The 1,039-nt window shown below is 30.0% G+C and carries 1 protein-coding gene; it reads right to left on the minus strand.

The window, feature by feature from the left end:
* The coding region (locus IMK15_RS06320; RefSeq protein ID WP_192942288.1) for a hypothetical protein at positions 1 to 1,039 on the minus strand (1,039 nt) is incomplete at both ends.

Consider the following 1,039-nt stretch of genomic DNA (forward strand, 5'->3'; position numbering starts at 1 on the left):
CAGTTAATGTTAAGTTCTTAACACCAGTATATTTAGCTCCTAATTTGAATCCAAAGTTAACTAGGTCTAATTTAGCTGTAACACCTTTAGCACCTTTAATTGCTTCTTTATATTCTTTTTGTAGATAGTCAAAATCATTATATTTATTTACTAGTGCTAATGCTTGTCCATAAGGATTTTGAGCTATTGCTTCGTAGAATTGTGCTGGTGTTTTACCAGTACTATCAGATTTATATTTATTTGTAGTATCATCTTTCTTGTATGTAGTAGTATTTTCATAAGACTTGAATTTTTCTTCACTGAAATTATCTTTAGCATATTGTGCTTCAGCATATTTTTTACCATAAGCATTTCCAGCTCCATTTATATTATCAAGTTCTCTATTTGCTGTATCTATTTTTGCTTCTAAAGCATTAATTTTATCTGTAATTTTTTGAAGTTCTGCTGTTTGAGTATCAGTATTTCTAAATTCTTCTTTTGAAAGAGAAATATATCCTATAATTAAATCTCTTAAAGCAGTTTGTTTTGCTTCTAAATCAGCTAATTCTTTTTCGTATCCATTTATTTCAACTTGTTTGTCATATGCTTTTTTAGCAGTTTCTTTATTAGCTTCTACTACACCATCATAGGCAGCTTTTGTAGTAGTTACTTCACTTTCTAAAGAAGCTTTTACATCTGTAACTAATTGATTGTATTCTTTAACTGCATTTTCATAAGCAGTCTTGTCAGCTTCTGTTGCGTTCTTTAAAGTCTTTTGAGCATTTTCGAATGCTTTTTTATCTGCTTCTAATTTTTCAGCATTGTGTTTAAAGAAGTCTTTATCACTTGAAATTAAGCTTTGAGCATATAGTAATTCAAATGGATTTGCAGCATAGTCTCCTAATTCTGCATTTGCATAGTGTACGTGTTGTACGAATGCTCCTGCTGTTAATTCTAGGTCTTTTACTCCTGTGTATTTACCGTCTAATTCATATGAGTGTGCATATGCATCTTTGTTTAATTTGATTTGTCCATCTGTTAATAGGTCTTTAACATCTGA

The organism is Sneathia sp. DSM 16631 (assembly GCF_014892235.1).
Lineage (GTDB): Bacteria > Fusobacteriota > Fusobacteriia > Fusobacteriales > Leptotrichiaceae > Sneathia > Sneathia vaginalis.